At 72.1% G+C, this 23,430-nt stretch carries 18 protein-coding genes; 6 read left to right on the top strand and 12 right to left on the bottom strand.

Going from position 1 to position 23,430, the window contains the following annotated elements; all coding sequences use genetic code 11:
• Nucleotides 1–85: 85 nt before the first annotated feature.
• The 3 genes from AB0953_RS08975 to AB0953_RS08965 all read right to left on the bottom strand — a co-directional run bounded on the left by AB0953_RS08975 (nt 86) and on the right by AB0953_RS08965 (nt 6,619).
• A complete protein-coding gene (locus AB0953_RS08975; RefSeq protein WP_366858736.1) occupies nt 86–1,711 on the bottom strand; it encodes an ABC transporter substrate-binding protein in 1,626 nt (541 codons plus the stop codon).
• Between the two features lie 426 nt (nt 1,712–2,137).
• Entirely contained in the window at nt 2,138–4,042 is a 1,905-nt protein-coding gene (gene typA / locus AB0953_RS08970) for a translational GTPase TypA (RefSeq protein ID WP_366858735.1), read from the bottom strand.
• A 381-nt stretch (nt 4,043–4,423) separates the two neighbouring features.
• Entirely contained in the window at nt 4,424–6,619 is a 2,196-nt protein-coding gene (locus AB0953_RS08965; protein ID WP_366858734.1) for an ABC transporter family substrate-binding protein, read from the bottom strand.
• 360 nt (nt 6,620–6,979) lie between these two features.
• On the opposite strand from AB0953_RS08965, the gene AB0953_RS08960 reads away from it, so the two are divergent.
• The 4 genes from AB0953_RS08960 (at nt 6,980) to AB0953_RS08945 (ending at nt 10,815) form a co-directional block, all read left to right on the top strand.
• Entirely contained in the window at nt 6,980–7,207 is a 228-nt protein-coding gene (locus tag AB0953_RS08960) for a hypothetical protein (protein ID WP_366858733.1), read from the top strand.
• A gap of 107 nt (nt 7,208–7,314) precedes the next feature.
• On the top strand, nt 7,315–8,136 hold the full coding sequence (locus AB0953_RS08955) for a hypothetical protein (RefSeq protein WP_366858732.1): 822 nt from the start codon (nt 7,315–7,317) through the stop codon (nt 8,134–8,136).
• A gap of 1 nt (nt 8,137) precedes the next feature.
• Nucleotides 8,138–10,039 (top strand): fumarate reductase/succinate dehydrogenase flavoprotein subunit, encoded by a 1,902-nt coding sequence (locus AB0953_RS08950; protein WP_366858731.1) that lies wholly within the window; start codon nt 8,138–8,140, stop codon nt 10,037–10,039.
• Nucleotides 10,036–10,815: a succinate dehydrogenase/fumarate reductase iron-sulfur subunit gene (locus AB0953_RS08945; protein WP_366858730.1), complete on the top strand. Its 780-nt coding sequence runs from the start codon at nt 10,036–10,038 to the stop codon at nt 10,813–10,815. Before AB0953_RS08950 ends, AB0953_RS08945 begins: the two co-directional genes overlap by 4 nt.
• Nucleotides 10,816–10,981: 166 nt before the next feature.
• On the opposite strand, the gene AB0953_RS08940 is transcribed toward AB0953_RS08945, so the two are convergent.
• From AB0953_RS08940 to AB0953_RS08910, 7 genes are all read right to left on the bottom strand, one after another.
• The gene (locus AB0953_RS08940) at nt 10,982–13,567 is read right to left on the bottom strand and encodes a SpoIIE family protein phosphatase (protein ID WP_366858937.1); all 2,586 of its coding nucleotides are present in this window, start codon (nt 13,565–13,567) and stop codon (nt 10,982–10,984) included.
• Nucleotides 13,568–13,752: 185 nt separating this feature from the next.
• Nucleotides 13,753–14,181, bottom strand: coding sequence for an ATP-binding protein (locus AB0953_RS08935; protein ID WP_366858729.1), 429 nt, complete (start codon nt 14,179–14,181; stop codon nt 13,753–13,755).
• A 162-nt stretch (nt 14,182–14,343) separates the two neighbouring features.
• Entirely contained in the window at nt 14,344–14,847 is a 504-nt protein-coding gene (locus AB0953_RS08930; protein ID WP_366858728.1) for a (deoxy)nucleoside triphosphate pyrophosphohydrolase, read from the bottom strand.
• A 29-nt stretch (nt 14,848–14,876) separates the two neighbouring features.
• Nucleotides 14,877–15,062 carry an SPOR domain-containing protein gene (locus AB0953_RS08925; RefSeq protein WP_366858727.1) on the bottom strand — a complete coding sequence of 62 codons (186 nt, stop codon included), beginning with the start codon at nt 15,060–15,062 and terminating at the stop codon, nt 14,877–14,879.
• A 198-nt stretch (nt 15,063–15,260) separates the two neighbouring features.
• Nucleotides 15,261–16,013 (bottom strand): GntR family transcriptional regulator, encoded by a 753-nt coding sequence (locus AB0953_RS08920; protein WP_366858726.1) that lies wholly within the window; start codon nt 16,011–16,013, stop codon nt 15,261–15,263.
• A 146-nt stretch (nt 16,014–16,159) separates the two neighbouring features.
• The gene (locus tag AB0953_RS08915; protein WP_366858725.1) at nt 16,160–17,260 is read right to left on the bottom strand and encodes a DUF4190 domain-containing protein; all 1,101 of its coding nucleotides are present in this window, start codon (nt 17,258–17,260) and stop codon (nt 16,160–16,162) included.
• Between the two features lie 139 nt (nt 17,261–17,399).
• Entirely contained in the window at nt 17,400–18,980 is a 1,581-nt protein-coding gene (locus tag AB0953_RS08910; protein ID WP_366858724.1) for a S8 family peptidase, read from the bottom strand.
• 195 nt (nt 18,981–19,175) lie between these two features.
• Between AB0953_RS08910 and AB0953_RS08905 the strand changes: the two genes are divergently transcribed.
• On the top strand, nt 19,176–20,288 hold the full coding sequence (locus tag AB0953_RS08905; protein ID WP_366858723.1) for a pyridoxal-phosphate dependent enzyme: 1,113 nt from the start codon (nt 19,176–19,178) through the stop codon (nt 20,286–20,288).
• Nucleotides 20,289–20,658: 370 nt separating this feature from the next.
• Nucleotides 20,659–21,468 carry an isocitrate lyase/phosphoenolpyruvate mutase family protein gene (locus tag AB0953_RS08900; protein ID WP_366858722.1) on the top strand — a complete coding sequence of 270 codons (810 nt, stop codon included), beginning with the start codon at nt 20,659–20,661 and terminating at the stop codon, nt 21,466–21,468.
• A gap of 30 nt (nt 21,469–21,498) precedes the next feature.
• Here the strand turns inward: AB0953_RS08900 and AB0953_RS08895 are convergent, their stop codons facing one another.
• The gene (locus AB0953_RS08895; protein WP_366858721.1) at nt 21,499–22,296 is read right to left on the bottom strand and encodes a trypsin-like peptidase domain-containing protein; all 798 of its coding nucleotides are present in this window, start codon (nt 22,294–22,296) and stop codon (nt 21,499–21,501) included.
• The gene (locus AB0953_RS08890) at nt 22,293–23,390 is read right to left on the bottom strand and encodes an alpha/beta hydrolase-fold protein (RefSeq protein ID WP_366858720.1); all 1,098 of its coding nucleotides are present in this window, start codon (nt 23,388–23,390) and stop codon (nt 22,293–22,295) included. Before AB0953_RS08890 ends, AB0953_RS08895 begins: the two co-directional genes overlap by 4 nt.
• Nucleotides 23,391–23,430 lie beyond the last annotated feature (40 nt).

Genomic DNA, 23,430 nt, shown 5'->3' with positions numbered 1-23,430 from the left:
AACAAGAACAGGGGGAAAGGGCGGGCAGACGGAAACCTGATTCCGCCTGCCCGCCCCCTGGAATTCCCCTAAGTGAAGAGGGGTGTTAGTTGAGCTCGACGTTCGCCAGGTCCATGCGGCCCTGGGCGTCGACCTCGACGTTCTTCACGGACTTGGAGTAGGCCGAAGAAGACATGTAGGTGAAGACCGGGATGTACGGCAGGTCCTTGATGATGATGTCATCGGCCTGCTGGTACAGCTTCTGGCCCTCGGCCGGGTCCGTGGCCTTGTCGGCCGCGTCCATGACCTTCTCGAACTCGTCGTTCTTGTAGTGGCCGTAGTTCGAGCCGTTCTCGATCGCGACCTTCGAGAAGACCGGACGGAGGTAGTTCTCCGCGGCCGGGTAGTCCATCGACCAGGCCATGCGGAACGCGCCCTTGTACTTGGCGGCGCCCAGGTCGTCCAGCATGTCGCCGAACTTGGCGTACGGCTTGGCGGTGACCTCGAGGCCGAGGTTCGCCTTCAGCTGGTTGGCGACGGCCTCGATCCACTCCTTGTGGCCGCCGTCGGCGTTGTAGCCGAGCTCCAGCTTGTTGCCGGGGATGCCGCCGGCCTGCTGGAAGAGCTCCTTGGCCTTGGTCGGGTTGTACGTGCCGGCCTCGCCCAGGGCGCCCTTGCGGTAGCCGGGGATGATCGGGCTGATGAAGTCGTCGGCCGGCTTGCGGGTGCCGTTGAAGATGGTCTTCGTGATGGCGTCGCGGTCGATGGCCATCGACAGCGCCTTGCGGATCTCGACCTTGCCGAACGCCTCGGGGTTGGTCTCGAGCGGCAGGCCGATGTAACCGACGGCCGACTCCGGCTTGTAGATGTAGCGGTCGCCGAACTCCTGGGAGACGGTGGCCATCGCGGAGATCGGGAGCTTGTCGACGATCTGGATGTTGTCGGCGCGCAGGTCGTTGTACGCCGTGTCCAGGTTGTCGTAGATCTTGAAGGTGACGCCCTGCAGCTTGGCGCGGCCCGCGGCGGGGTACTTGTCGTACCGCTTCACCTTGATCTGCTTGTTGTGGTCCCAGGCGCCGTCCATCTGGAACGGACCGTTGCCGATCGGAGCCTCGCCGAACTTCTTCGGGTCGGCCTCGAACGCCTTGGGCAGCGGGTAGAAGGCGTTGTAGCCCAGCATGGTCTTGAACTGGGAGAAGGGGGCCTTCAGCGTGACGGTGAAGGTCTTCTCGTCGACGACCTTCAGACCCTTGAGCTCGGTGGCGGTGGGCTTCTTGTCCTTGCCCGGCGCCAGCTCGTCGGAGCCCTCGATCTTCGAGAAGAACGGCATGCCCTCGGCGGCGTTGTCCTGGTTGGCGCCCCAGTTCCAGGCGCGGACGAACGACTGCGCGTCGACCTTCTCACCGTTGTGGAAGGTGTAGCCGTCCTTGATCTTGATCGTCCAGGTCTTCGAGTCCGTGGTCTCGATGGACTCGGCGACCGCGAGCTTCGGCTCGTTGGTCTTGTTGTCGTAGTCGACCAGGCCGGTGAACAGGGCGTTGAGAACCTCGGCGCCCTCGGACTCGGCGGTGTTCTGGCCGATCAGGCCGTGCTGCGGCTCGCCGAGCACCACGGTGATGTTGCCACCACCGGCCTTGTTGCCGGCGTCATCCTTGCTGGTGCTGCACGCCGTGGCGGCCATCGCCACGATGACGGCACCGGCGACCCACTTGGCGCTCGTTGCTCCGCGCATGGGTTATTGCCTCCTCAGGAGTCACTGTCGATACGTGAAGGACCCGGCTGGCGCTGACACCCCTGACAGCGAAATCCGGACCCGTCGTGTGTGCTCGTGAGTCGACGCTCCCCACAGCGTGTGACCCATTGACCCGAGCTCAATGGAGCCATCCTCTTGGACGCCCAGACCGTAAACCACACTTGGGTGGTCTCGTTTTCACAACATCGATCCGCGGCAGAAACCCGAAATCCGGACAAAGGGAACAGAGACAGACACGCGCGAAACGGACGGTTAGCTCACCTTCCGGAGCGTCACGGTCGGTATGCGGACACCTGAACGCAATAATCCACTTGACAAAGGCGAACAGCCCCTCTCGCCACGGAGAACCGTGGGAGAGGGGCTGTCCGCCCGGGGCGGGCCCCGGGGGTGCCTTGAACTACCGCACTACTTGGCGGACTTGGCGCGCGACGCGGTGCGCGAGCGCTCCTTCTGGTCCAGGACGACCTTGCGGATGCGGACGGCCTCCGGAGTCACCTCGACGCACTCGTCGTCGCGGCAGAACTCCAGGGACTGCTCCAGGGAGAGCTTGCGCGGCGGAACGATCGCCTCGAACGAGTCGGCCGACGAGGACCGCATGTTCGTGAGCTTCTTCTCCTTGGTGATGTTCACGTCCATGTCGTCGGAGCGCGAGTTCTCGCCAACGATCATGCCCTCGTACACCTCGGTGCCGGGGTCGGTGAACAGCACGCCGCGCTCCTGCAGGTTGGTCATCGCGAAGGCGGTGACCGCACCGGCGCGGTCGGCGACCAGCGAGCCGTTGTTGCGGGTCTGCAGCGGGCCGAACCACGGCTCGTGGCCCTCGTGGATGGAGTGGGCGATGCCCGTGCCGCGGGTCTGCGTCAGGAACTCCGTCCGGAAGCCGATCAGGCCGCGGGACGGGACGACGAACTCCATGCGGACCCAGCCGGAGCCGTGGTTCGACATGTTGTCCATGCGGCCCTTGCGGACGCCCATGAGCTGGGTGACGGCGCCCATGTGCTCCTCGGGCACGTCGATCGTCATGCGCTCGACGGGCTCGTGGACCTTGCCGTCGACCTCCTTGGTGACGACCTGCGGCTTGCCGATGGTCAGCTCGAAGCCCTCGCGGCGCATCTGCTCGACCAGGATGGCGAGCGCGAGCTCACCGCGGCCCTGGACCTCCCAGGCGTCCGGGCGGTCGGTGTCCAGGACGCGGAGCGAGACGTTGCCGATGAGCTCGCGGTCCAGGCGGTCCTTGACCTGGCGGGCGGTGACCTTGCGGTCCTTGACCGCCGCCTTGGCGTCGGCGCCCTTGCCGGAGCCGCCGCGGCCGACCAGCGGGGAGGTGTTGGTGCCGATGACCATGGAGATCGCGGGCTCGTCGACCGTGATCAGCGGGAGGGCGACCGGGTTCTCCGGGTCGGCCAGCGTCTCGCCGATCATGATGTCGGGGATGCCGGCGACGGCGCAGATGTCACCGGGGCCGGCCACCTCGGCCGGCTTGCGGGTGAGCGCCTCGGTCATCATCAGCTCGGTGATGCGGACGTTCGAGATCGAGCCGTCGCGCTTGATCCACGCGACCGTCTGGCCCTTGCGCAGCTCGCCCTGCTCGACGCGGAGCAGCGCGATGCGGCCGAGGAAGTTGTCGGCGTCGAGGTTGGTGACGTGGGCCTGGAGCGGCGCGTCCTCCTCGTACGTCGGGGCCGGGACGTGCTCCAGGATGGTGGAGAAGAACGGCTCCAGGTTGTCGCTGTCCGCGGGGACGGTGCCGTCCTGCGGCTTGGTCAGCGAGGCGATGCCGTCACGGCCGCAGGCGTAGACGATCGGGAACTCGATCTGGTCCTCGTCCGCGTCCAGGTCCAGGAACAGGTCGTACGTCTCGTTGACGACCTCGTCGATGCGGGAGTCCGGACGGTCCGTCTTGTTGATGCAGAGGATGACGGGCATCCGGGCCTGGAGGGCCTTGCGCAGCACGAAGCGGGTCTGCGGCAGCGGACCCTCGGAGGCGTCCACCAGCAGGACGACGGCGTCGACCATCGACAGGCCGCGCTCGACCTCACCGCCGAAGTCGGCGTGGCCGGGGGTGTCGATGATGTTGATCGTGATCGGGGCCCCGCCGTCCTTGGGGTGATACTTCACCGCCGTGTTCTTGGCGAGGATCGTGATGCCCTTCTCACGCTCCAGGTCGTTCGAGTCCATCATGCGGTCGTCGAGCTGCTGGTGGGCGGCGAAGGCGCCGGCCTGCTTGAGCATGGCGTCGACGATGGTCGTCTTGCCATGGTCGACGTGGGCGACGATGGCGACGTTGCGGATGTCGTGGCGCGTGGGCACTGCGGCGCTTCTCCCGGGATCGTGGATGGCGTCGCGTACGGTCCGGCACGCGCGCCCTGGCCGGGCGGAAAACCTGCCACGGCCTTACCCCATGGTACGTCGCGTGGCGGGAAGTGCCCGCCGGGGGGTCTGTCAAGAGGCCGGAAGGCTGATCGCGGCCGGAGTGCGGGGTGGGGGGTCCGGCCTTGCGCTCTGCGGGTCCCGGGGGGGGTTTTCCTGCAGGTGGCTGTGGGGGCGCCTGCAGGTGGTGCCGTGGTGCGGTGGGTGGAGCCTCGGGTCAACGGGCATCCACGACCTTGCCCGCCGGACGTGCGGCGGGCAAGGGACTTGAGTCACATCTGAGCTTGGGGGGCGAAGGTCAACCCGAGGGGTGCCCGATTGTCACTTGTTCTTCGTCTTTCCTTCCCCGGCGCCCGACTCCTTGGCACTCGGGGCCTTCTTCCACCCGATGTCCTGGAAGCGCGGAGTGCCCAGTCCGAAGGCGCCGGCATTGGCCACGGACGGCTTGACGGCCACCAGCTCCGGGCGCTGGTAGAGGGGGATGGAGCCGGCCGCCGCCCAGATCCGGGCGTCCGCCTTGCGCACCAGCTCGCGGGAGGCGTCCTCGTCCAGCTCGCCCAGCGCCTGGTCGAACAGCTGGTCGATGTGGTCGGTGCCGACCCGGGTGTAGTTCTGCTCGACGAGCAGCGAGCCGTCCGCGGCCGGCTCCGGCTTGGCGAAGATGGGCCGGGCGTCGGTGGCCGGGTAGGCCGTCGCGGGCCAGGAGTACAGCGCCAGGTCGTACTGGCCCGAGGCCACGTGGTCCTTGAAGAAGCTCTCGTCCGCCACCTTCGTCAGCTCCGTCGCCACGCCGATCTTCAGGAGCATCTGGGAGATCCGCTCGCCCACGGAGCGCAGCGCCTCCGAGCCCGGGCCCGAGGGCAGCACGAAGCGTAGGGTGAGCGCCTTGCCGTCCTTCGCCATGATCGCGCCGGAGGTGCGGCTGTGCTGGGCGGGCGCGGGGGCCGGGCTGGCCGTCCCGCCGGCCGGGGCGGCCGGGGCCGGGGTGCTGCCGGGGGCGGCCGGGTCCGGGGCGGTGTCGGGGGCGGCCGGGGCGGTGCCGGCGGCGGCCGGGTCGGGGGCGGGCGGCGCGGGCGCCGGGGGCGGGGCCAGGGAGAGGTGCCGGCCGCCGACGAGGGCCACGGGGCCCAGGACGGAGCGGGCGCCGGGGAGCGCCCGGTCCGGGGTGTCGCCGCCCCGCTCGTCCTCCGAGCCCACGACGTACAGGCCGTCGTTGCCGGTGCCGGGGCCAGAGGGGGTCTTGCCGTCGTCCGCGGGCTCGGCCTCCGGACCCGCCTTCGCGCCGGCGGGCTCGGTGATCCTGCCGCCCCGGCGCCAGCCGGCGTCCGCCAGCAGCGCCTGGGCCGCCTTGGTGTCCTGGCCGCCGAGGGCCTCGCTGTTGTCGGCGTACGCCCGCTGGCCGGCCAGCGCCACGTGGCTGCCGACGGGCTTCGCCGGCAGGCCGAGCGGCTTGAGGACGAGCTCGGCGAGCTCCTTGCGGTCCAGGGCGCGGGCCACCGCCCGCCGGACCCGCTCGTCGGCCAGCGGGCCGGAGGCCCCGTTCAGGGCGAGCTGGGTGTAGGCGGGCTCCAGGGACTTGCGGACGGTGAAGCCGCTGAGCGCGGCGTCCGGCCCGGGTACGGGGGCGCCGGCCGCGCCCGCACTGGCGTTCGCCGCGCGCCGGGCGGCGGTGATGCGGTCCGCGGTGGCCCGGTCGACCTCGGCCAGGTCGAGCTTGCCCGCGGCCAGCGCCGCCGGGCGCTCCGCCCTGGGCACGGCGGTCAGGACCAGGGTGTCCAGCTTGGCGGGCCGGCCCCACCAGCGGGCGTTGCGGGTCAGGGAGGCGGTTCCGGCCTTCTTGTCGAAGGCCCCGAGGTTGAAGGGCCCGGCGGTGACCTTGAGGGTGCCGCGGGCCCCCTCGTTGAAGGCCTCGGGGGTGCCGGTGACCTGCTTGGGGTAGAGCGGGGAGAACAGCGAGCGCCAGTCGGTGTACGGCTTGGCGAAGGTGACCTTGACCTCCAGGTCGGACTTGCCGCGCTCGATCTTCTCGATCCGCTCGTAGCCGGCGTTGCGCGCGGTCCAGTACGCGGAGTCCTTGCCGCTCAGGGCCCGCCACTGGGCCACGAAGTCCGGGGCGCCGATCTCGCGGCCGTCGCTCCACACCGCCTGCTGGTTCAGCTTGTACAGGACGACCTGCTTGGGCTCGCGCTCGACGATCGCGGCCTTCTCCAGGTAGTCCGGGTTGGCCACCGGGCGGCCCTTCTCGTCCAGCGTGAACAACTGGGGCAGCACCGCCTGGGCGACGCGGGTGGTGGCGGCGTCGGCGTCGGCCTGGAAGGTGTTCAGGGTCTCCGGAAGGCTGTCCACGGCCCAGCGCAGCACGCCGCCGTCGGCGACCTTCTCGCGGGCCGTCGCCGCGATGTCCTGTCCTGCGGCGACGGGGCCGCCGTCGTCGCCGGCGGAGCACCCCGCCAGCAGCGGCAGTGCGAGGACTCCCGAGGTCAGCAGCGCAAGGGGCCTGCGCCTTCTGTGGGACATGGGGGCTACCTCCGGGCGGGGCGTGAGGGCATGGAGCAGGTCGGGCGGTATATCGCATTTGGCGGTATATGGAGCTGATCACACCGGGTGCAGAAACACACTGAAATCCACAGGTCCCCGCACCCCCCGCAGCCGCCCCTCGCCACGCCGCGAACCCCACCCGTGCGGACCAATCCCGCTTGCGCGAGGAACAGGCGTTCCCTCGGGAGAGGGATGAGAATGGGAGCGGGGAGGGGCGCACAGATCGCGCCTGCGCGCCCGCAATCGCTTCCTGTCCCTTCACAACCGGGGGCGCGAGGGGCGACACTCGCAGGCGCACATGAACGTTGCCACCGCAACCTGCGGAAGTGAGGGCAAGTCATGTCCCAGCAGGACGATTTGAACGCCGTACGGCGCAGCCTGGACGAGCTCACCCGCAAGGTCGAGGAGCTGGAGCGCAGAGCCTCGCGCACGACGTCCCAGAGCGGCCGCGCCGCCCCGCCGGACCGGTCCGGAATCGTGAGCATCCCGGACACTCCGTACGACAGTGCACTGTGGACGGACACCGACGACGAGGGCCTGGGCTCCCGCGACCGGCGAGCACCCTGAGTCCCCGGACGTAACCTTCCGCCACCCACACCACCCATCAGACCCAGCCGCCCCTCCGGGCAGCTGGGTCTCCTGGGCCACCCCGATCACTCCACCCGGAGTCCCCTTTGGCCACAGGTACAGAACCACCCCGGCAGCGGAGCGGCGTCCACGGCGCCACCCGGGCCGCGATCGCCGCCCGGCACCTGCGCACCGACCGGTGGTGGCTGGCCCCCGCCGGCACCGCCGCCGGGCTGCTCGCCTTCATCGCCTACTCGACCTGGCGGGCCTTCGCGAACGCCGACTACTACGCCGCCCCCTACGTCTCGCCGTTCTACTCGCCGTGCCTGGCGGAGAACTGCCAGGAGATGCGCGGCGGCCCCAACCTCGACCTGTTCGGCAGCTGGTGGACCCTGTCCCCGGCCCTGCTGATCCTGGTCTTCCCGCTCGGCTTCCGGCTGACCTGCTACTACTACCGCAAGGCCTACTACCGCGCCTTCTGGTCCTCCCCGCCCGCGTGCGCCGTCGCCGAGCCGCACGCGGCGTACACCGGCGAGACGCGCTTCCCGCTGGTCCTGCAGAACGCGCACCGCTACTTCTTCTACACGGCGCTGCCGGTCGCCGGCGTCCTGACGTACGACACCGTGCTGACCTTCCGCAACGACCGGTACGAGTGGGGCCACATGGGCCTCGGGACGCTGCTGTTCGTCCTCAACATCGTGCTGATCTGGGCCTACACGGTGTCCTGCCACTCCTGCCGGCACATCATGGGCGGCCGCCTGAAGCACTTCTCCCGCCACCCGGTGCGCTACCGGCTGTGGGGCTGGGTCAGCCGGCTCAACGGCCGCCACATGCAGCTCGCCTGGGCCTCCCTGATCAGCGTCGCCGCGTGCGACCTGTACGTCTACCTGCTCGCCACCGGCGCCTTCACCGACCCGAGGATCTTCTGACATGGCTCAAGTCGACCGGCAGAGTTGGGACGTGGTCGTGGTCGGCGCGGGCGGCGCCGGGCTGCGCGCCGCGATCGAGGCGCGCGAGCGCGGCGCCCGTACGGCCGTGATCTGCAAGTCCCTGTTCGGCAAGGCGCACACGGTGATGGCCGAGGGCGGGATCGCCGCCGCCATGGCCAACGCCAACGAGCACGACAACTGGCAGGTGCACTTCCGCGACACCATGCGCGGCGGCAAGTTCCTCAACCAGTGGCGGATGGCGGAGCTGCACGCCAAGGAGGCCCCGGACCGGGTCTGGGAGCTGGAGACCTGGGGCGCCCTGTTCGACCGCACCCCCGACGGGCGGATCTCGCAGCGCAACTTCGGCGGCCACGAGTACCCGCGCCTGGCCCATGTCGGCGACCGTACGGGCCTGGAGCTGATCCGCACCCTCCAGCAGAAGATCGTCGCCCTCCAGCAGGAGGACTTCAAGGAGTACGGCGCGTACGAGGCGCGGCTGAAGGTCTTCCAGGAGTGCACGGTCACCCGCGTGCTCAAGGACGGCGACCGGGTCTCGGGGGCCTTCTGCTACGAGCGCGAGTCCGGGCGGTTCTTCGTCCTGGAGGCCCCGGCGGTCGTCCTGGCCACCGGCGGGATCGGCAAGTCCTTCAAGACCACGTCCAACTCCTGGGAGTACACCGGTGACGGGCACGCGCTCGCGCTGCTGGCCGGAGCCCCGCTGCTGAACATGGAGTTCGTGCAGTTCCACCCCACGGGGATGGTCTGGCCGCCGTCGGTCAAGGGCATCCTCGTCACCGAGTCGGTGCGCGGCGACGGCGGGGTGCTGCGCAACTCCGAGGGCAAGCGGTTCATGTTCGACTACGTCCCCGACGTCTTCAAGGAGAAGTACGCCGAGACGGAGGAGGAGGGCGACCGCTGGTACGAGGACCCCGACCACAACCGGCGCCCGCCCGAGCTGCTCCCCCGCGACGAGGTGGCCCGGGCCATCAACGCCGAGGTCAAGGCCGGCCGGGGCTCCCCGCACGGCGGGGTCTTCCTCGACGTGTCGACCCGGATGCCGGCGGAGAAGATCAAGCGCCGGCTGCCCTCCATGTACCACCAGTTCAAGGAGCTGGCGGACGTGGACATCACCGCGGAGCCGATGGAGGTCGGGCCCACCTGCCACTACGTGATGGGCGGGATCGCGGTCGACTCGGACACCGCCGCGGCCCGGGGCGTCCCGGGGCTGTTCGCCGCCGGAGAGGTCGCGGGCGGCATGCACGGCTCGAACCGCCTCGGCGGGAACTCGCTGTCCGACCTGCTGGTGTTCGGGCGGCGGGCCGGACTGCACGCGGCGGCCCACGCGGCGGCGCCGGGCGGGCGGCCGGCCGTCTCCGAGGCGCAGGTCGACGCGGCGGCGGCGGAGGCACTGGCCCCGTTCCACGCCGCGGAGGGCGCGGAGAACCCGTACACCCTGCACCAGGAGCTGCAGACGGCCATGAACGACCTCGTCGGCATCATCCGCCGCGAGGGCGAGATGGCCGAGGCGCTCGGGAGGCTGGCCTCGCTGCGGGCGCGGGCGGCCCGCGCCGGCGTCGAGGGGCACCGGCAGTTCAACCCCGGCTGGCACCTCGCCCTGGACCTGCGGAACATGCTGCTGGTCAGCGAGTGCGTGGCCCGGGCGGCCCTGGAGCGCACCGAGAGCCGCGGCGGGCACACCCGCGAGGACTGCCCGTCGATGGAGCGCAGCTGGCGCCCGGTGAACCTGCTGTGCCACCCGGTGCAGCCGGTGCCCGAGGACCCGGCCGCGGACCGGATCGTGCTGGAGCGGGTGCGTACCGAGCCGATCCGCTCCGACCTGCTCGCGCTCTTCGAGAAGGAAGAGCTGGCCAAGTACCTCGCCGAAGAGGAGCTCCACGGGTGACCACATACGACGCACGCTTCCGGATCTGGCGGGGCGACGCCGAGGGCGGGGAGCTGCGGGACTTCACGGTCGAGGTGCACGACGGCGAAGTCGTCCTCGACATCGTCCACCGCCTCCAGGCCACGCAGGCCTCGGACCTCGCGGTGCGCTGGAACTGCAAGGCCGGCAAGTGCGGCTCGTGCAGTGCGGAGGTCAACGGCCGGCCGCGGCTGATGTGCATGACGCGGATGTCGGTCTTCGACCGGGCCGAGACGGTGACCATCACCCCGCTGCGGGCCTTCCCCGTCATCCGGGACCTGGTCACCGACGTCTCGTTCAACTACGCGAAGGCGCGGGAGGTGCCGGCCTTCGTGCCGCCGCCGGGGCTGGCGCCGGGCGAGTACCGGATGCAGCAGGTGGACGTCGACCGCTCGCAGGAGTTCCGCAAGTGCATCGAGTGCTTCCTGTGCCAGGACACCTGCCATGTGGTGCGTGACCACGAGGAGAACAAAGAGGCCTTCGCCGGCCCCCGCTTCCTCATGCGGGTGGCCGAGCTGGACATGCATCCGCTGGACGCGGCCGCGGAGGCGGGCCTGGACCGCAAGCGCACCGCCCAGGAGGAGCACGGGCTGGGCTACTGCAACATCACCAAGTGCTGTACGGAGGTGTGCCCCGAGGGCATCCGGATCACCGACAACGCGCTGATCCCGCTGAAGGAGCGGGCCGTGGACCGCAAGTACGACCCGCTGGTGTGGCTGGGCAACAAGATCCGCCGCCGCCCCGGCTCCCGGCCGTAGCCCCTTCCGCGTCCCGGACGCGGCGTCCCCGGCGGCACGTCGGCCGGGCCGGCCGGGCGGTCCGGCCGGCCGGGCTGGTCGGGCCGGTCGGGCCGGTCGGGCTGGTCGGGCCGGTCGGGCTGGTCGGGCCGGTCGGGCCGACGGCCGCGGTGCCGGGTGCGGCCGGTCAGCCGTACATGCTCAGGAGCTGCTCCGCCGAGAGCTCCGGGGGGCCGTCGGGGGTGGTGCCGGGGAGGGGGAGCTCGAACCAGACCGTCTTGCCGCGGTGGGTGCGGCGCGTGCCCCACCCGGCGGACAGCATGCCGACCAGCTGGAGGCCGCGCCCGCCCTCGTCGGTGTCCCGCGCCCGCCGGCGCCTCGGCTGGACCAGGTTGCCGTCCCAGACCTCGCAGACCAGGGTCCGGTCCAGCAGCAGCCGCAGCCTGATCTCGCCCTCCCCGTACCGCAGGGCGTTGGTGACGAGCTCGCTGACCAGGAGTTCGGTGGTGTCCAGGAGGTCCTCCAGCCCCCACGCCGGCAGCTTCGCCCGCGCCAGCTCCCGCGCCCGGCCCACGGAGCGGGCCTCGCGCGGCAGCTGCCAGTCGCCCACCGCGTCCACCGGCAGCCCCTGCACCCGTGCCATCAGCAGGGCGATGTCGTCCTCGCCGTGCCGGGTGTCGAGGGTGTTCAGGACGTGGTCGCAGACGTCCTCCAGCGGCCGTACCGGGTCGGACAGGGCCTCGCGCAGCCCGCGCAGCCCCTCCTCCAGGGGGTGGTCGCGGGATTCGACGAGCCCGTCGGTGTACAGGGCGAGCAGGGCGCCCTCGGGCAGGTCGACCTCCACCTCCTCGAACGGTTCCCCGCCGACCCCCAGCGGCATGCCCGGCGGCACCTCCAGCAGCAGCGCGGGCCGCGCCGGCCCGCCCGGTTCGGCCGGCTCGACCAGTACGGGCGGCATGTGGCCGGCGTTGGCGATGGTGCAGCGCCGGGTCACGGGGTCGTAGACGGCGTACACGCAGGTGGCGAGGTACACCTCGGAGCGGTCGGCGTCCCGCGAGTGCAGGGCGGCCCGCGAGGCCTGCTGCGATCCGCCGGGCGCGCCGAGCCCGCGGGCGATCTCGTCGAGGGCGGCCAGCACCTCCGCCGGCTCCAGGTCCAGCAGGGCCAGGGTCCGTACGGCGGTGCGCAGTTCGCCCATGGCGACGGCGGCCCGCAGCCCTCTCCCCATCACGTCGCCGACGACGAGCGCGGTGCGGTGGCCCGGCAGTTCGATGACGTCGAACCAGTCGCCGCCGACCTCGGTGGCGGCGTTGCCGGGCAGGTAGCGGCAGGCGATGTCGAGGCCGGCCGCCTCCGGGTCGCCGGGCGGCAGCAGGCTGCGCTGCAGTATCAGGGCGCGCTCGTGCTCGCGCCGGTAGAGGCGGGCGTTGTCGATGCAGACGGCGGCGCGGGCGGCGAGCTCGACGGCGACGGCCCGGTCGCGTTCGCCGAAGGGTTCGCTGCCCTTGGTGCGGGAGAACTGGGCGAGGCCGACGACGGTGTCGTGGGCGACCATCGGCACGACCAGCGTGGACTGGACGAGGTCGTCGGGCCCGCCGCCCTCGATGAGCCGGGGCCGGGCGGTGCGCAGGGCGACCGCCCCGGGCGAGGCGGGCGGGTAGCGGTGGGTCTCCCCGACGGCGACGGGCGCGCCGTGGCCGGAGAGCGGGGCGTCCGAGACGGCGGAGGCGAAGGCCACCCGCCGCAGCGGTGCGGAGGGCGCCCGCCCGGTGCCGAGCCCGGGCGGAAGCGACGGGACGCCGGGGCCCTGCGGGCGGGCGGGGCGGTCGTCGTCGCCGAGCAGGAGCCCCTGGTAGAGGTCGACGGCGGCGAGGTCGCAGAAGCCGGGCACGGTCACGTCGAGCAGTTCCCGGGCGGTGGTCTCCAGGTCGAGGGAGTTGCCGATGCGGTGCCCGGCCTCGTTGAGCAGGGCGAGGTTGCGGCGGACGCCCGCGGCCTCGCGGGCGGCGAGGTGGCGGCGGGTGACGTCGGTGCCGAGGCCGGCGACGCCGACGGGCCGGCCGGAGCCGCCGTGGACGCGGTAGAGGTTGATGGACCAGTGGCGGTGTTCGCGGCTGCCGGGGGCGGCGCCGGTGATCTGGAGGTCGGTGACGGATTCGCCGGTCTCCAGGACCCGGCGCAGGGCGGCGGTCAGCCGGTCGGCTTCCTGGGGCGGCAGGTAGTCGTGGACGGTGCGGCCGCGGTGCTCCTCGACGGCGCCGCCGAAGACGGTGGCGAAGCGGCGGTTGGCGCGCTGGACGGTGAGGTCGGTGCCGAACAGCAGGAAACCGAAAGGAGATTGGCCGAATATGGCCTGCGAAGCAGCAAGGTCCGATTCGATACGGCGCAGGGCGCGTACGTCGACCACGACGCACAGGGCGGCCCGCTCGGAGGTCTCGGTCTGGGTGGGCATCACGTAGATCTCGGCCACGCCGTGGGCGCCGCTGCCACCGGGGATGCGGAAGGGGACGAGGCCCGTCCATTCCTTGCCGTCGAGGATCTCGGCCATCCTGCGGTGGCCGCCCTCGCGCAGTTCCGGCGGCATGAACGCATCGACGGGATCGCGGCCGACGGCCTGTGCGGGGGTCAGTCCGAACAGTTCCTCGGCGCGCAGGCTCCACTGGTCGATGAGCCCGTCGGGCCCGATCGAGAACGACGCGACCTTGATGTAGTCATATATCGAGCCAGGCGGGCTGCTGTGCCACAAGGAGTCGTGCCATGTCTCCCCGGGCACACGGGCCTGATGTGCCTGCGCAGGTATCTCGCTCACGCGACCGTCCCCTCCAGCTCACCGCAACCGGACCGGCCATGACCGAAGTATTCAGCACCACGGCCCCGGACGGCACGGCGTTCCCGATCACGAAAAGGTCCCGACTATTTCGAGCCATGTCGGGTGATCGTCGGCCACCCTTCACCTTGTTACTCACCAGGAAGAGCCAACTCGAACCACACGGTCTTGCCCGACTTGCCGTGCCGGGTGCCCCACCGCTGGGCCGAGACGGCCACCAGGTGCAGCCCGCGGCCCCCCTCGTCGTCGGGCTTCGCGACCCGTTCGCGGGGCGGATCCGGAAGCGGATCGGAGACCTCCACGAGCAGCGCCGGACCGTGCGCCGCGCCCTCCGCGGGCTTGTCGCGCCGTTCCAGGCGGACCCCGATCGGGCCGGACGCGTAGCGCAGGGAGTTGGTGACCAGCTCGCTGACCAGCAGGACGGTCACGTCGCCGACCGCTTCCAGGCCCCAGGCCAGCAGCGTGCCGCGCACGGCATGGCGTGCGGTGCGGACGGCGCCGGGTTCGGCCGGGAAGGCCCACTCGGCGTTTTCGCCGTCTGTGTCGATCACGCCGATCACTTCCCGGGCCGGCGACGGCCCCAGTCCGGTTCAGCAGGGACAGAGCCACGAGGGGCAGTACTCGATAGGGACTAATAGCGACATACCCGATATTCGAGGCGCCGTACCACCCGTCCCTCATGCACCGGCGCACTGTGGCGCAGACGGCCTAGAACTCCGGTGTCACGCGCCCCCGCGCGACCCGGCATGCCCTCCGGCGCGCCCGCCGTTCCCCGCGCGCCCGCTCTCCTCCGAGCGCCGACCCTCCTCGGTGCGCCGACTCTCCTCGGTGCGCCCGGCGCGCAGTCGGCGTCCGACCTCGGCGACCGCGGGCCGGTCCTGGTCGAGCCAGTCCACCGTGTCCAGTTCCCCGGGGCCGAGCCAGCGCAGCTCGTCGTGGTCCTCCAGCGGGGCGGGCTCGCCGGAGAGGAGCCGCGCGGTCCACACGTGCAGGACGAGCCCGGGCCTGAGGGGCCACTCCCCCGGGATGCGCTCCACCGGCTCGGCCTCCACGCCGAGCTCCTCGCGCAGTTCGCGGACCAGCGCCTCGGGGCCGGTCTCGCCCGGTTCGGCCTTGCCGCCGGGCAGCTCCCAACGGCCCGCCAGCTCCGGGGGCGCGCTGCGGCGGGCGGCCAGCAGTCGGCCCCCATGGCAAAGGGCTCCGCCCACGACCACTCGATCCGTCATGGGCGGAGCCTATGCCAACGCCGTACCGCTCAGTTCGTCGTGGCGGTCTGACCGATCCGCTCGACCCAGTAGAGCTGCTTGTGTCCTCGGTCGTCGAGGCTGTCGACGACCTTCTGGGCCTCGGCCCGGGTGGGGTAGCGACCCACCCGGTAGCGGTTGCCGTTGTCGTCCTGACGTATGACCAGCCATGGGAGCAGGGCACCGCCGTCGTTCATCGCGTCTCACCCTCCGCCGATCCACCTGCCCGGGAAACCGCATTGCGCATATGCCCGAGCTTACGCCCGACCTTTACTGAGCGGATACGGTTTTTCACGAAGAGGTACCTTGCGGCGTACGCATCCGGCCACGCGTCCGAGTGAGCCGTGTGCGCCGGTTCGACCCTGCTCCGCTGCGCCGGGGCGCGCGCCCCCCGGCTACCGGACCGGCAGGTGGTAGGCGAGCCGGTAGCGGTCCGCCGGGACGACCACGTCGGCCGTCTCCACGGCCCGGCCGGAGGCGTAGTACGTGCGCCCGATGACCAGCACGACGTGCCCGGGGACGCCGCCCAGCTGCACGAGCTCCTCGGCGAGGCCGGGCCGGGCCCCCACCTCCTCCACCACGTTGTCCACGACCACGTCGATCGCGGCCATCCGGTCCACGACGCCCGAGCCCCCGAGCGGCCCCTCCTCGGGCAGCATCACCGGCGTCCGGCCCGTCAGGGCCAGGGGCTCCCACGAGGTGGACAGCATCATCGCCTCGCCCGCGTCCCGGAACACGTACCGCGTCCGCATCACGCGCTCGCCCGGCTCGATGCCGAGCCGCTGGGCGATGTGCGCCGGGGCGGCCGTCTGCTCGCTGCTGGAATCCCAGGTGCCGCGGGCGCCCGCCTCGGCCTGCTCCTGCCGGAAGGGCGTCGAGGGGCCGCCGGAGCGGTAGCCGGAGCGGGACACCCGTCTGGGCACGGGCTGCTCCCGCACGTACGTGCCCGACCCGGAGCGGCCCTCGACGAGGCCCTCCGCCATGAGCACCTTGCGCGCCTCCAGCGCGACCGTGTCGGAAACCCCGTACTCCTCGCGGATCCGGGCCTGCGAGGGAAGCCGGGCATGCGGGGGCAGGGACCCATCGACGATCTGCCGCCGCAGATCCCCGGCGACGCGCAGATAGGCCGGCTGCTCACCGAAAGTCACTGGCCACTCCCATCAGGTTGACAGACAGCTACACCCTGGCAACCCGCCGTTGTACGCCGCAAGCACGGGCCAGAGTTTCACCCGAAGTGATGAAGCCTGGTCACTCAAACCCGTTACCGCGCGTTACCTCGGACGGAGCGGCGCCGTCACGCCTCCGCGGCCGGCCCCGTGCCCCTCGGCTGGTCGGCCAACCACTCCGGGACCGTCGTCGCGAGGCCGTACGCCCCCCGCAGCGCCTTCTCCGTCTCCACGCTCAGCGCGCCCGACGCCCGGTCCCACGCCTCCTGGAAATCCGCCGGCCGCACCGCCCCGCCCGCCTTCTGCCAGTCCCGCCGCGCCGCCTCGACCTCCTTCAGCTGCGCCCGCGCCGGCCCGGCCAACTCCGGCCGCTCCCCTGCCTCCTGGAGTACGCGCACCTCCGCGCCCAGCGCCCGGTCCACCGCGCGGGCCCACTCCCGGTAGGCCGGCAGCGCCTCGTCGAGCTCCTCCTCCGGCCACTGCCCCAGCGCCAGGTCCACCTCGTTCATCGCGCGCAGGAAGGCCACCTGCTCCGGCCGCAGCGTTCCGGCGTCCCGGCGCAGGCTCCCGCGGTGCTCCCGCTCGGCCGTGCCGATCACGCACAGCAGCCGCCGGGCCCCGCCGCCCCAGGACTCCCGCGCGGGCGCGAACCAGAACATCTCCGCGTAGCCGGGCAGCGCCCAGGTGTCCATGGCGTAGGCGTCCTGGGCGCGCCAACAGGCGTCCGTGGCCGCCTTCCTCAGTTCCTCGCCGCCGGGCGTGGCGGCGGCCGGGTCCAGCCGGGTCGAGGCGGTGACCTCGCCCTCGTGGACCTCCGTACAGGCGATCCGGTACAGCAGCGGGTCCTCTTCGAGGAGGTCGCCGCCGGGGACGTTGAAGCAGTCCCCCGTCCGCATGTCCTCGATGTCGGTCAGCTCCCCGGCCACGCTCTCGTACGGCGACAGCGCGTCCAGCCGGGAGAACAGCGGCCCCGCCGCCCGGCCGGCCAGCAGGACGAGGAGCAGGGTCGTCACGAGCGACACCGCCAGGCCCGTGACGGCGAGCGGCCTGCCGCGCTCGCCCTTGCGGGCGATCTGGACCAGCGCCACGATCCCGAACACGACGCCGAGCGGCGGCATGCAGACCAGTCCGACCAGCAGCGAGGCCAGCGCGAAACCGTTGAGCGGCGGTTCTCCGTACGCCGGTCGGGCCGGCGCGGGCGGCCAGTGGGGTGGCGGCGGGGTGGTCACGGGGGGCGGGGGCTCCATCCCTGGGCGTCGCGGACGAACGCGCGAAATAGTACGCAGCGGGGGCGACCGTGGTGTCGGTCGCCCCCGCCGTTCGCCGCAGCCCGTGCGGCACGCTCCGTTCAACCCGCCGGGCGCGGGATCAGAACTGCAGCGCCCAGGAGTCGATCTTGCCGGTGTCGAGGTTGGCGTTGTCGTTCACGCGCAGCTTCCACACCCCGTTGGCGACCTCCGAGGAGGCGTTGACGGTGTAGGTCTTGATGATGTTGTCCGCGCTGCCGCCGCTGCGGTTGTGCAGGTTGTAGACGGAGCCGTCGGGCGCGACCAGGTCGACCTTCAGGTCGCCGATGTACGTGTGCTTGATGTCGACCGAGACGGCCAGGGCGGCCGGGGCGTTGCCGGAGACGCCGCTGACGGTGAGCGGGGACTCGACGGTCGCGTTGTCGTTGACGGCGTAGTCCGCGGTGTTCTCGAAGCGCGGGCCGGTCGGCGGGGTGGTGCCGCCGCCCGCGTAGAGCAGGCGGTTCGGGGAGCCGGTGCCGGGGCCGGTCACCACGTTGGGCGTGGCCGCGGCCACCAGGCCGTCGCGGACCTGGGCCGGGGTGCTGGAGGGGTTCTGCGAGAGGTACAGGGCGGCTGCGCCCGCGACGTGCGGGGTGGCCATCGAGGTGCCGGAGATGGTGTTGGTGGCGGTGTCGCCGGTGCCCCAGGAGGAGGTGATGGAGGAGCCGGGGGCGAAGATGTCGAGGACGCTGCCGTAGTTGGAGTAGCTGGCCTTGGCGTCGGTGTTGGTGGTGGCGCCGACGGTGATGGCCTCGGCGACGCGGGCCGGGGACTTGGTGCTCGCGTCGGTGGACTCGTTGCCCGCGGCCACCGCGTAGGTGATGCCGGAGGCGATGGAGTTGCGCACGGCGGTGTCGAGCGCCGAGTCGGCGCCGCCGCCGAGCGACATGTTGGCCACCGCCGGCTTCACGGCGTGCTGGGTCACCCAGTCGATGCCGGCGACGACCTGGGCGGTGGTGCCGGAGCCGTTGTTGTCGAGGACGCGGACACCGACGATCTTGGCCTTCTTGGCGACGCCGTACGAGCCGCCCGCGACGGTGCCGGCGACGTGCGTACCGTGGCCGTGGCCGTCCTGGGCGGTGTTGTCGTTGTCGATGGCGTCGAAGCCGTAGGAGGCGCGGCCGCCGAAGTCGGTGTGGCTGATGCGCACGCCGGTGTCGATGATGTACGCGGTGACGCCTTCGCCGGCCTTGTCCGGGTACGTGTAGCTGCTGTCGAGCGGGAGGGCGCGCTGGTCGATGCGGTCCAGGCCCCACGAGGGCGGCCCGGGCTGGGTGCCCTGGGCTCCGTCGATCGTGAAGGTACGATTCTGCACGACGGACTTGACGGCCGGGTCGGCCGCGAGCTTCTTCGCCTGCTTCTCGGAGACCTTGACGGAGTATCCGTTGAGGGCGGCGCTGTACGTGCGGTCGATGCTGGCGCCGTACTTCCGGGCGACGGCCTTGCCGCTGGCCGCGGTGGAGCGGGCGGCCGAGTCCTTCAGGGTCACGATGTAGCTGTCGGCGACGGCGCCCGGGGCCCCGGCGTTCTCGACGACGCCCTGCGGGCCGCCGTCGGCCGCGGAGGCCGGGAGCGCGGCCGCCGCGCCGAGCGCGAGGGCCAGGGCTGCTGCCGCGCCGAGGCCGGTGTATTTCCGGCGGGTGTGACGCTTCACGGACATGTGGGGGGTCCTCCTCATCAGGGACTTCGCCGGGGCAGCGGGCGCAGCGGCATGCGCATGACAATCTACTGGACGGCCTGCCGGGGCCCGCTCTGACGAAAGGTTGACCCAGCCTTTCGGCATCCCACAAGAGGACTGCGAACGCGTAACATCCGTGCCATACAACGGCCATGAACGAGCAAAGGCCCTCCGCACATGACGCACGCACTGCCCGGTTACGTCTGCCCCGACGACGGCACGCGCGCCGACGCCCGTACCGCGCCGTGGTGCTGCCCGGTGTGCGCCGGCCCGTGGGACCTCGACTTCACCCCGGATCCGGCCAGTGCGCTGGATCCGGGGTCCGGGCCGAACTCCCTGTGGCGATACGGTTCCGCGCTGCCGCTGCCGGGGGCGTTCGCCGTCACCCTGTCCGAGGGCAACACCCCGCTCGTCCCGCTCGGGGAGCGGATTCACGCCAAGCTCGACTTCCTGATGCCGACGCTGTCGTTCAAGGACCGGGGCGCCGTCATGCTCGCGGAGGTGGCCCGGCGGCTGGGGCCGGAGCGGGTGATCGCGGACAGCAGCGGCAATGCGGGGACGGCTGTCGCCGCCTACTGCGCGCGCGCCGGGCTCACTTGTGAAATTTTCGTGCCCGAGGGCACTTCGGAGAAGAAGACCGAACAGATCCGGGCCCACGGCGCGGGCGTCCGCCTCGTCCCCGGCGGGCGGGAGGCCGCCGCCGCGGCGGCGCGGGCCGAGGCCGACCTGCCGGGGGTCTTCTACGCCAGCCACGTCTTCAACCCGTACTTCCTGCACGGCACGAAGACGTACGTGTACGAGGTGTGGGAGGAGCTCGGCGGCCGGCTCCCCGAGGCCCTGGTCCTTCCCGTCGGCAACGGCACCCTGCTGCTGGGGGCCGCCCTGGCCGTGGAGGAGCTGGCCCGGCGCGGGGTGCGGCCGCCGGCGCTGGTCGCGGTCCAGGCGGAGGCGGTCTCGCCGCTGGCCGCGGCGTTCGCCGCCGGGGCGCAGGACGCGCAGCCGGTGGAGCAGCGGCCGACGCTGGCCGAGGGGATCGCGATCCCGGCGCCGCCGCGGGCCCGGCAGATCCTTGCCGCCGTACGGAAGTCCGGCGGCACGTTCCTGACCGTCCCGGACGACGCGCTGCGCGCCGCCCAGCGGGACCTCGCCGGCCGCGGCCTGTTCGTCGAGCCGACGGCGGCCGCCTGCTGGGCCGCGGTGGGGCCGCTCTCGGCCGCCAACCCCCTCCGGGGCCGCACCGCGGTCCTCCCCCTGTGCGGAGCCGGCCTGAAGTCCGGCCTCGCCCCCTGACGGGTGCGGCGTGGCCGCTGCGCGGAGCCAGTCCCCTCCCCGCCCCTTCCCGAAACCGGGCCTGACGCCCGGACCCCGTCCGCCTCAAACGCCGGCGGGACTGAAATCGGCTCCGCCGGCGTTTGAGGCGCGGGGTCCGGGGCGGAGCCCCGATCCTTGACGGGTCCGGGCGGAGCCCGGTTTCGGGAAGGGGCGGGGTGGGGAGCGGTTCCGCGCAGCGAACACGAACACCCCGAGCACGCACACTCCGGGGCAGGATCCGGCTCGGCGGGGCCGGCGCCGAGGTGGGGCCGGTGAGCCCGGCCGGAGGCGGGCCGTACATGTCGGAAAATCGCCGGACCGGGGCGGCGCCGTCTGGTGAAGTGGGGGGATGAGCAGCCAAGTTGAGCTGGCGCGGCGGTTGACCGCGCTGCACACGCCCACCCGCCCCCTCGCCCTGGCCAACGCCTGGGACGTGCTCAGTGCGCGCCTCGTGGAGGCCGCCGGGGCCCCCGCCGTCGCCACCACCAGCGCCGGCGTCGCCTGGTCCCTCGGCGCCCCCGACGGGGACTCCCTCGCCCGGGACCGCGCCCTCGACCTCGTCGCCCGCGTGGCCGGCGCCGTCTCCGTCCCCGTCACCGCCGACATCGAAGGCGGCTTCGGCGCCACCGCGGCCGAGGTCGGCGAGACCGTCGCCGCGGTCCTCGACGCCGGCGCGGTCGGCATCAACATCGAGGACGGCACCCGCGCCCCCGGCGACCTCGCCGAGCGCGTGGCCGCGGCCCGCGCCGCAGCCGACGCCGCCGGAATCCCGCTCTACATCAACGCCCGGATCGACACGTACCTCTTCGGGCTCGGGGAGGCCGGCGGCCGCCTCGACGAGACGCTCGCCCGCGCCGCCGCCTACCTCCGGGCCGGGGCCTCCGGCATCTTCGTGCCCGGCGTCACCGACGCCGCCACCGTCGCCGAGCTCGCCAAGGGCATCGACGCGCCCCTGAACGTCCTGGCCGGGCCGGGCGCCCCGTCGGTCGCCGAGTTCGGCGCGCTCGGCGCGGCCCGCGTGAGCCTCGGCTCCTGGGTCGCGTCCGCCGCGTACGACGTGGTGCGCCGGACCGCCGAGGAGCTGGTGAGCGGCGGCACGTACACCGACCTGCCCGAGGGGCTCCCGTACGGGACGGCCAACGCCCTCCTGCAGGGCTGACGCGCGAGCGGGCGGGCGGCCGCGGCCGGCTCAGTCGCGCGCCGCCTCCTCGTACAGCGCCCTCGCCCGCTCGTCGAACAGCGCGGCCGTGGAGTCCACGTCCGTGTCGCCGCCGCTCAGTACGCCGATCAGGTGACCCGGGCTGCCCGGCCCGCCCCGGTCGGCGATCCAGGGGCTGCCGCTGGTGCCCGTCCAGAACCCGGCGCAGCTGATGTACAGCATGGCCGGGTCGTCCTGGTCGTGGGTGGTCTGGGTGGTGCAGGAGACGGGCTTGTTCTGCGGGTTGCGGTCGGACTCCGGATAGCCGACCACCGTCACCTCCCGCTCGTACCCGGACGTCCAGTCGGGCACGGGCGCCTCCGCCGCACCCCCGACGGCCTGCTGGACGGTGCGCCCGTCCTCGTCGGGCTCGATGCTGAGGAAGGCGAAGTCGGCGGTGTCCTCGCCCCACCGCGTCCAGCGGTCGTCCACGTGGACCGCGCGCACCTTCCACACGCCGAGCGGCCGGCGGCCCGCACCCTCCCCGGAGAAAGCCGGTGCGAAGGACAGCTCGCCGATCTCCCGCCCGTCGTGCGCGACCGCGCCGGGTTCGCCGTTCTCGCCCGCCGGGGCCACGCAGTGCGCGGCGGTGGCGACGACGGTGCCCTTGGGGCTATCGACGACGCTCGCCGTGCACCAGTGCTCCCCGTTCGCCATGAGCACGCCCACGCCGGGGAAGGGGTGCACCGCGCCCGCGTCCTCGTCCGTCGCCTTGACGAAGGCCACGGCGAGGACGGCCGCCACACCGGCGGCGGCCGCGGCGGATGCCCCCTTCACCACGGCGTTCATCGCACGCCGGGATCGGGGGTCGGTGGCGACATCACCTTGCTGATCCACTCCAGGGAGCCCTCCCTCATGCCACGCACGTACGACTTTCCGTTGTGCTCACCATCCTGGATCACCTGCAGCCGGGTGTGCACGGGGCCCCTTCCGTACTCCTGCATGAACTTCTCGGTCTTGTCGCGGCCGCTCTCCGCGGTGCCGATCTGGAAGTTGATGTACACGTCCGGGCCGCCGGCGGCGATCAGCTTCTCGGCGAGCTTCTCGGGGTTGTTCTCGTCCATGGCCTGCGTGTTCCCCTTCCACAGCGGGGAGTCGGGGACGATGTCGACCCCGCTGGCGATGGCCGCCTTGAAGCGGTCGGGGTGCTTCAGGACGTGTTTGAACGCGCCGAAGCCGCCCGAGGAGGAGCCCATGAAGGCCCACCCGTCGCGCGAGGTGAAGGTGCGGAAATTGGCCCGGGCGAAATCCGGGACGTCATCGGCCATCCAGGTGCCCATCTTGGGCTGCCCGGGGATGTCGGAGCCGTCGAAGTGGTGCTTGGTGTCGGCGTTGATCACCGGCATGACGAGGATGAACGGCAGGCTCTTGCCCGCCTTCACCCCGTCGATGACGGCCTGCTCCAGGCCGAGGGCCGGACCGGTGCCCCAGTAGTTCGTGGGGTAGCCGCGGCCGCCGGGCAGGGAGATGAGGACCGGGAAGCCGCTCTTGGCGTACCTCGGGTCGTCGTACTCCTTGGGCACCCACACCCACACGTCGCCGGTGAACCCCGACTTCGCGCCGGTCAGCGTCGTACGGGCGATCTGGGTGCCGTCGGGCATCCGGTACGTCCGGACGAAGGCGGCCTTGGGACCGGTGGGCATGCTCACACCCGGCCGGATCTCCTCGGCCGCCGCCGACTGCTGCACCTTCCCGAACGACACGGGATCCCCTGTGTCGGAGAAGATCCCGAGGGTGTACGCGGCCGCGCCCCCGGCGGCCAGCACGAAGGCGAGCCCGCCTCCGATCAGAAGCCTGCGCAGGCGCTTGGGGCGGTGGCCCGTGGTCACGGGGCCCTCCCCGGCCGCGAGGCGGCCGTCGCACTGGAGCTGGTCTTGCTGCACGATCTTGTCCCGTTCCCTCTCCGGCGCCCGCTGGGGGCGC

Origin of the sequence: Streptomyces sp. NPDC046866, from assembly GCF_040704625.1 — a bacterium.
Lineage (GTDB): Bacteria > Actinomycetota > Actinomycetes > Streptomycetales > Streptomycetaceae > Streptomyces.
Note: the sequence above shows the minus strand (reverse complement) of the source record. Positions and strands in the feature narration are given on the sequence as shown.